The sequence below is a fragment of the Nostoc sp. genome (assembly GCF_035638895.1).
In the GTDB taxonomy this organism is placed as follows: Bacteria; Cyanobacteriota; Cyanobacteriia; order Cyanobacteriales; family Nostocaceae; genus Nostoc.
This window is the reverse complement of the sequence record NZ_DASQZC010000588.1, coordinates 1-7,213: the sequence shown is the minus strand read 5'-3', so window position 1 is coordinate 7,213 and position 7,213 is coordinate 1. Positions and strand designations below refer to the sequence as shown.

Genomic DNA, 7,213 nt, shown 5'->3' with positions numbered 1-7,213 from the left:
CTTGATATGGCGATCGCTCACCTCAATCCCAAATTCTTTCGCTAGATGTTTCCCAAGCCAGTTTGTTGTCCACCGACGAAAAGCATAGCCATGATCGCGGGGACTACTTTTAATCAGTTCTTTTAGACGTTCTAAATACTCCTCATTTACTGCTTTCGGGCGACCAATGGGGCAATCTTGCCATTGGTGCGCCATGCCTGTCCGGGCTATGTGCATCCAATGCCTTACTGTAGCTGGACAACACCCCAAAATTTGACAAATTTCTGTTTGGGATTTTCCCTCATCTGCCAACAACATGATTTCAATACGTTGTCGGTAAGATTCAGGTAAACTTTTTTCCAAACTTACTAGCAGTAATTTACGCTGAAATGGTGTTAAGTACTTACCATTAATTACTTTTATATATTCTGTTTCAATTGTCCTATTATATTCACGCATATACGTATCATTTACTAGGATTTAGGACACAAAAATATCTTATGAACGGTCATAAGCTGGCAATTATCTCTAAATTAAGTAGAAAAATTGCAAAAAATAATTTTTCTAGCAGATGTAGTACTTATCACCTTTTAGTTTTTATTTTATGCAAAAAATAATTTAGTTAAGTTATATTTCTAACAATTTTTGTGGAATATTGCTTTTGTAGATATAGATTAGGCTACAAATCCAATTTATAAATTCCGAAAATAGTCGCTAAATTTTAGTAACGTTTTTGTAAAGATAAATTTATTTTTATCAGAGAAAAAATTCATAACAAAGGGCACAGAAACTCTTGTAATAACCTAGCAGAAGCTAGGTTATCCTCAATTAACAAGATTTTTACTGAGTAGCTAACAACCATAATCTTCGGGTTTCACCCCCTATTGCTCCTCGATCTTGTCATTAGTCATTAGTCATTTGTCAAGAGTTACTCTCCCCCTGCCCCCTGCTCAGTCCGATGGTAGTGTTACAGTAGAGAGCCAAAAATCTTCAATACTCTTGACGATTTTAAATAATTGGTTGAGGTTGCGAGATTTAGTGATACGGGTAGCGCAGCGATCGCACCGAGCATCTTGATTATGACTGGAGACGGAGCATTTCCGGCTCCGCTCCTGAATTCAGACTCCTGAATTCTTCTATAATCAAATCCAAGAGTTGAACCACATTCGCAGTTTATAATCGTGAGGTGAGAGGGGTAAACCCAAATAAATGGGCATCCAGAAAATAAAAGCAGTCAGAATGATAAAAGTAATGGTGACACCTAGCGCCCGGAGTTGTTGATAATAACTACGAAGACACTGATCAACAAACCAAGCGATCGCTAAAAATATAAACACCACTGCACACATATAGTGGTATATAAAAACGCACCTTGTCACTTTTACCCAAGGTAATAAGTTAGCAGCATAATTTATAACTAAATACAAGGCAATCCAAGTATCAACACTAAGAGTTGCAGGTACTGAAAAACGCTTTTCTTTCACCCAAAGAATTACGGGTTGTGACACCAGTATCCCTACTAAAAACAACATGGCAGCAACACCAAACCACCACAAAAATGGATTGCCCATTGCATGGACATCATAAATAACTTGTCCAGCACCGGCAGGCAAAGGCGGGCCCATCACAGGTAAGGATTCGGTGATACTTTGAGCCGTTTGATAATAATATGCCATTGGTCGAGTCATCAACGGCCATTTGTACCAGGCAGCACAATAAGGATGCACGTTAGGACTATTGCCACCTAGCTGTAAGTGAAACTTCAAAATTTGCTGATGTACCGCAATAAATCCATAAGTTTTATCTAGTTGAAGGTGAGGAATCCAGATAATGCTGTAAATCAAAGCTGGGATAATTCCTAGATAAAACAGCATGTGAAAAATATTTAGCTGAGTTAGGTTTTGTAGTGGTGTTTGAGATGAGGATGATGAGGGAGAATAAGTACTAACCCCTGCTTCCCCTGCTCCTCTACTCTCCCTGCCTCCTGCCTCCTTCAATGAAGAAGATGTAAAAAAGAGTTTGGAGTTAACAAAAGAATGTATCAAATGGATTACCCAAGCTGCTATCCAAATGAGATAAGCACCTGAGAGGAACCATAAACCGTTCCACTTAGTACCGACTGACGCACCAAAAGCAATGCCAGCAAAAACTAACCAAAAAGAACGTCGCCAATTTTGGTTATCTAATGCCAATAATAAAAACCAGTGTCCTAATAAACCAAAGATGACGATATAAATATTACTTAAAGCATAGCGAGACTCAACTAGAAAAATGCCATCACAAGCTGTAAACAAACCTGCAAGCAGAGCAAAGCTACGCCGATAACTCAATTGATAAGCGATCGCAGCCACAACTAAAGGGATAAATGAGCCAGTAAGGGCATTAAACCACCGATAAGTCCAAGGCGATCGCAATGATCCTGTGAGTCCATTTACCGTATCGTGCCAAAAAGGAATATGACTGCCAATCCAAATGCCGATGCCGATCATATATTGACTTAGCGGCGGATGAGCATTGAAAAATGGCGTATGCGTGAGGTAATTATTACCAAATTTGGCAAAGTAAACTTCATCAAATACCAGAGTGTTGAATCGCTCTAACCCCCAAAACCTTAAGGCAAATGAGAAAAGAAACACACTCACCATCCCAATTCGGAACCACTTTTTAGTCATTTGTCATTTGTCATTTGTCATTTGTCATTGGGCATGGGGGATTGGACATTGGGCATAGGTAATGGGCAATGAGTCTTTGATACTCGCCGATGAGTCTTTGATACTCGTGAATGAGTCTTTGATACTCGTGAATGAGTCTTTGATACTCGTGAACGAGTCTTTTATACTCGTGAATGAGTCTTTGATACTCGTGAACAAGTCTTTAATACTCGTGAACGAGTCTTTGATACTCGCCGACGAGTCTTTAATACTCGTGAATGAGTCTTTAATACTCGTGAACGAATCTTTGATACTCGTGAATGAGTCTTTAATACTCGCCGACGAGTTTTTAAACTCCACTGCTTTGCCCTGCTACCCTCTGCTCAATAACTGCTCCCTTGTTCTCCCTCCACTCTTCAGGTGCATCTAGTTGAAACAGGAGTAGTTCAGTACCGTAATACTTGTTTGTCTGCCCCACTGGTTTCATACCCAATCGTTCTGTTACACGGATTGAAGGATGATTTCTTGGCTTCACTACGGCATAAATCACTGGCAAGTTCAGCACACTAAATCCGTAGTTGAGCATAGCTCGTCCTGCTTCTGTTGCATACCCTTTACCCCAAGAAGCTCGCCTCAAATGCCAGCCTACTTCATAATCTTGAGTGGGTAAACCATCTTTGTCGGGCAATTGTTTAAGAAGGATAGTTCCCACAATTGTTGTACTTTCTTTTTCAACAATTGCCCAAGCTCCAGTACCATTGTTGCGTTGGTGCATTCGCTCGATACCTTCAATCAAGCGCTGACGCTGTGACTCAACACTTGTCACCAAAGAAGCTTTGCCAAGAAAGTGCGTAACTTCGGGGTCATTATAAATTACAAACGCTTGTTCGGCATCGCGTTCGGGTATCCAACTGCGAACGATCAAGCGTTCGGTTTCCAAAAGATTTGTCATCTTGCTTTTGGCTAAACTAAATCGCCATTCTGCAAAATAGTAAGATACTTATGGTTGAGCAGTCAAAAGTTTTGTAGACAATTACACAAACAAAATATAGCGATCGCTATGCTATAGGCAATTATCCTGAAGTTTAACTACCGTTGGCTATGCAATACCTGCGGCGGTCAACTACGCAAATTCTGAATTTTTCCGCAGTTCTTCAGACCGAAATCCCAATACAATCCGATCCTTCGGCACACCAGCCCTAACCAGTTCCGTTGCTATCCCCTCTTCAGTGCCATCACGTTGAATCCAAATTTTGCCATCAATAATATCAATGTGAATTAGACAGCCGTGAACGCGACGCGTTGCAGTTGGAGAGAGTTCTGGCACTGGCTCTCGACCAAGAATCATTACCAAATATCGATCCTGTTCTCGATCAAAGATAGTTTCATGCTGAATATTGCCGTAAGAGTAAGGAATCTTTGTATGTTCAGTAAGAATGCTGCAAATTAGCTGCCTGTATTGCTCCAAATTAGCCATCGGACAATAACCTCTCGCTTTGGATTAAAATTACGAATTAGTACCCTCGACTTTTGCGACTTCCAGCATCGTCTTTAAAACCGAATCTGGATTTAGACTAATCGAGTCAATTCCTTGTTCAACCAAAAACTGGGCAAATTCTGGATAGTCGCTAGGTGCTTGTCCACAAATGCCGATTTTGCGGTTATGTTTTTTCGCAGCTTTTATAGCCATTCTCACCATTTCCTTGACTGCTGGACTGCGTTCATCAAACAATCTCGCTACCAACGCCGAATCCCTGTCTATCCCCAATGTCAGCTGAGTTAAATCATTAGAACCAATCGAGAAGCCATCAAATACCTCAGCAAATTCCTCAGCCAGAATAACGTTACTGGGCAACTCGCACATCACATAAACCTGCAAGCCGTTAACACCCTGCTTTAAACCATTTTTTGCCATCTCTGCTAAAACCAAACGCCCTTCATCGGGAGTACGACAAAACGGAATCATCGGGATAACATTTGTCAAACCCATTTCTTGCCGTACCCGTTTAATAGCATCACATTCTAGGGCAAAAGCTTCTCTGTAGCCTTCATCATAGTAACGCGCTGCCCCCCGCCAACCCAGCATTGGGTTTTCTTCGTGGGGTTCAAACTGTCGCCCACCTAACAAATTGGCATATTCATTACTCTTGAAATCTGACATTCGCACAATCACTGGTTTGGGATAAAATGCCGCCGCAATTCTAGCGATACCTTGGGCTAATCTATCTACAAAATACTGGGGTTTATTGTCGTAAAGTGCAGTAATTTCAGCAATTTTAGCTTTGGCAAATTCATCTTTTAATAAATCAAAATGAATCAATGCCATTGGATGAATTTGAATTTGGTTAGCGATGATAAATTCTGTCCGTGCTAAACCTACCCCATCGTTGGGAATTGCTGATAAACTCAATGCTTCTTGGGGATTACCCACATTCATTAAAATTTGAGTGCGGGTGCGAGGTAAGTTCTCTAAAGGAACTTCTTCCACTTCAAAAGGTAATAAACCTGCATAAACTTTTCCCTCTTCCCCTTCAGCGCAAGAAATTGTTACCTCTTGACCAGGTTTCAAAACTTCTGTAGCATTGCCACATCCCACGATCGCAGGTACGCCCAATTCTCGCGCAATAATCGCTGCATGGCATGTCCTACCCCCAGAATTAGTAACAATTGCACTGGCGCGTTTCATAATTGGTTCCCAATCGGGGTCAGTTCTCTCTGTCACCAAAACTTCCCCAACTTGGAACTGTTCAAGCTTCTGAACATCTAAAATTAGACGTGCTTTCCCTTGACTAATCGCTTCCCCAATCGCCCGCCCCGAAACAAGGGGGATTAGAGATTGGGAATCAGGAAGTGGAGATTGGCAAGTTTTTTCCCCATTCCCTATTCCCCATTCCCTATTCCCCAATAACAACCGATAACTCCGCAACACATTTCCCGTCTTCTGCGACTGCACGGTTTCGGGACGCGCCTGCACAATAAAAAGTTGATTAGTAATCCCATCTTTTGCCCACTCGATATCCATTGGCGTGGAAATACCGTGGACTTGGGAATAATGGTCTTCAATTAAACACGCCCAATTTGCTAGTTGTAAAATCTCTTCATCACTTAGGGCAAATTTACTTCTTTCGCTGGGCGAAACAGATACATTTTTAGTCAATTTGGAACCGTCATCATAAATCATTTTCAGTTTTTTACTACCCAATTTTTTATCGATAATTGGGCGGAAACCAGCTTTTAAAGTTGGTTTAAAAACATAATATTCATCAGGATTTACAGACCCCTGGACAACGTTTTCGCCTAAACCGTAGGCGGCTGTAATCAGCGCCGCATCCTTAAATCCGGTTTCTGTATCAATGGAGAACATCACCCCAGAGGTTGCTAAGTCAGAGCGCACCATTTTTTGCACACCCACAGCCAGAGCAATGCTAAAGTGGTCAAATCCCTTGGTGTGACGATAAGAAATGGCGCGATCGGTAAATATGGAAGCAAAGCATTTATGACAAGCTGCTAAAACTCCTTCAGCGCCGACAACGTTGAGGTAAGTTTCCTGCTGTCCAGCAAAACTAGCATCTGGAAGGTCTTCGGCGGTGGCGCTAGAACGGACTGCAACATCTGTCTCTGCGTTGTATTGTTCACAAAGACTTTGGTAAGCTTTAGCGATCGCCTCCCGCAATTCTATAGGAAATGGGGTGTGGATTAATAGCGATCGCGCTTTTTTCCCCCGTTCTCGTAAATTTTTGACATCTTCAACATCCAAGTCAGCAAAGAGTTTGCGTAGCTTTGCTTCTAAACCTGCTGATTTGATGAAATAACGATAAGCGTAAGCAGTAGTGGCGAATCCAGTGGGAACATTAATACCTTTAGGCGTTAGCTGTTGAATCATTTCGCCCAGTGAAGCATTTTTACCACCAACTACCGGGATATCAGCAATACCAACTTCATCAAACCACAAAATGAGCGATCGCTCTTGGGAAGATAAAGATAATGTGCTTTTAGATACTGTAGTCATAATTACCTTTTAAGTTTATACTCAGTTTTTCAGTGCGTAACCACTAACCGCAAGGCGGAAGTCAAAAGCCACAAGTCAAAAGTATTATGGAATAAGCTATTTAGGGATTTTTAATGGTTGCTCTATTTCCGCCGTGGCGTACTAGTATATTTTTCCCATATTCAATTTTAGATATTACAGCTAGTAGCATGATTTTGGATTATGAAATTAAATACCATATAGTCCATAAATAACAATTATTCGGGATAATGGCTGTATTGTTATATGGGATGCAATGCCTAATGGCGCAACTAGAACGACTTCTGAGAATGGCAGAAGATGAGCTAACAGAGTACAGCACTGATGCCCGCAAAATTGAAAAACTACGGCGTAAAATAGGTTTATCAGTGTCCGCAGGCGAACAGAGGCAAGTCAAAGAGGCATTACTCGCTAGTAAGCAATCTTCTAATATGATTACTCAAATTGTGGAAGAACAAAGACAAGCAGCAGCTTTACCATTTTGGGGAATTGCTGGATTGGGTTTGTTATTCGGAATTTCTTTAAATCAACCTGTATGTTTGTTAGCTGCTATAGT

At 41.3% G+C, this 7,213-nt stretch carries 6 protein-coding genes and 1 pseudogene; 1 reads left to right on the top strand and 6 read right to left on the bottom strand.

Annotated features, from left to right (window positions below; translation table 11 throughout):
- From VE944_RS29365 to ppsA, 6 genes and pseudogenes are all read right to left on the bottom strand, one after another.
- Positions 1 to 438, bottom strand: a 438-nt coding sequence (locus VE944_RS29365) for a helix-turn-helix domain-containing protein (protein WP_324985820.1), incomplete at its 3' end; no start/stop codon positions are given.
- Between the two features lie 491 nt (positions 439 to 929).
- Positions 930 to 1,022 (bottom strand): annotated as a pseudogene (locus VE944_RS29360) (response regulator); the annotation flags it as partial.
- A gap of 99 nt (positions 1,023 to 1,121) precedes the next feature.
- Positions 1,122 to 2,651: a dolichyl-phosphate-mannose--protein mannosyltransferase gene (locus tag VE944_RS29355; protein ID WP_324985817.1), complete on the bottom strand. Its 1,530-nt coding sequence runs from the start codon at positions 2,649 to 2,651 to the stop codon at positions 1,122 to 1,124.
- Positions 2,652 to 2,979: 328 nt separating this feature from the next.
- On the bottom strand, positions 2,980 to 3,582 hold the full coding sequence (locus VE944_RS29350; protein ID WP_324985815.1) for a GNAT family N-acetyltransferase: 603 nt from the start codon (positions 3,580 to 3,582) through the stop codon (positions 2,980 to 2,982).
- Between the two features lie 171 nt (positions 3,583 to 3,753).
- Entirely contained in the window at positions 3,754 to 4,107 is a 354-nt protein-coding gene (locus VE944_RS29345) for a XisI protein (RefSeq protein WP_324985813.1), read from the bottom strand.
- A gap of 30 nt (positions 4,108 to 4,137) precedes the next feature.
- Entirely contained in the window at positions 4,138 to 6,639 is a 2,502-nt protein-coding gene (ppsA, locus tag VE944_RS29340; protein ID WP_324985810.1) for a phosphoenolpyruvate synthase, read from the bottom strand.
- Positions 6,640 to 6,920: 281 nt separating this feature from the next.
- Between ppsA and VE944_RS29335 the strand changes: the two genes are divergently transcribed.
- The coding region (locus VE944_RS29335) for a hypothetical protein (RefSeq protein WP_324985823.1) at positions 6,921 to 7,213 on the top strand (293 nt) is incomplete at its 3' end.

Bases quoted from the DNA above. Each gene is read 5' to 3' on its own strand.
- VE944_RS29355 (WP_324985817.1), bottom strand. From the start codon at position 2,651: ATGACTAAAAAGTGGTTCCGAATTGGGATGGTGAGTGTGTTTCTTTTC.
- VE944_RS29345 (WP_324985813.1), bottom strand. From the start codon at position 4,107: ATGGCTAATTTGGAGCAATACAGGCAGCTAATTTGCAGCATTCTTACT.
- VE944_RS29350 (WP_324985815.1), bottom strand. From the start codon at position 3,582: ATGACAAATCTTTTGGAAACCGAACGCTTGATCGTTCGCAGTTGGATA.
- ppsA (WP_324985810.1), bottom strand. From the start codon at position 6,639: ATGACTACAGTATCTAAAAGCACATTATCTTTATCTTCCCAAGAGCGA.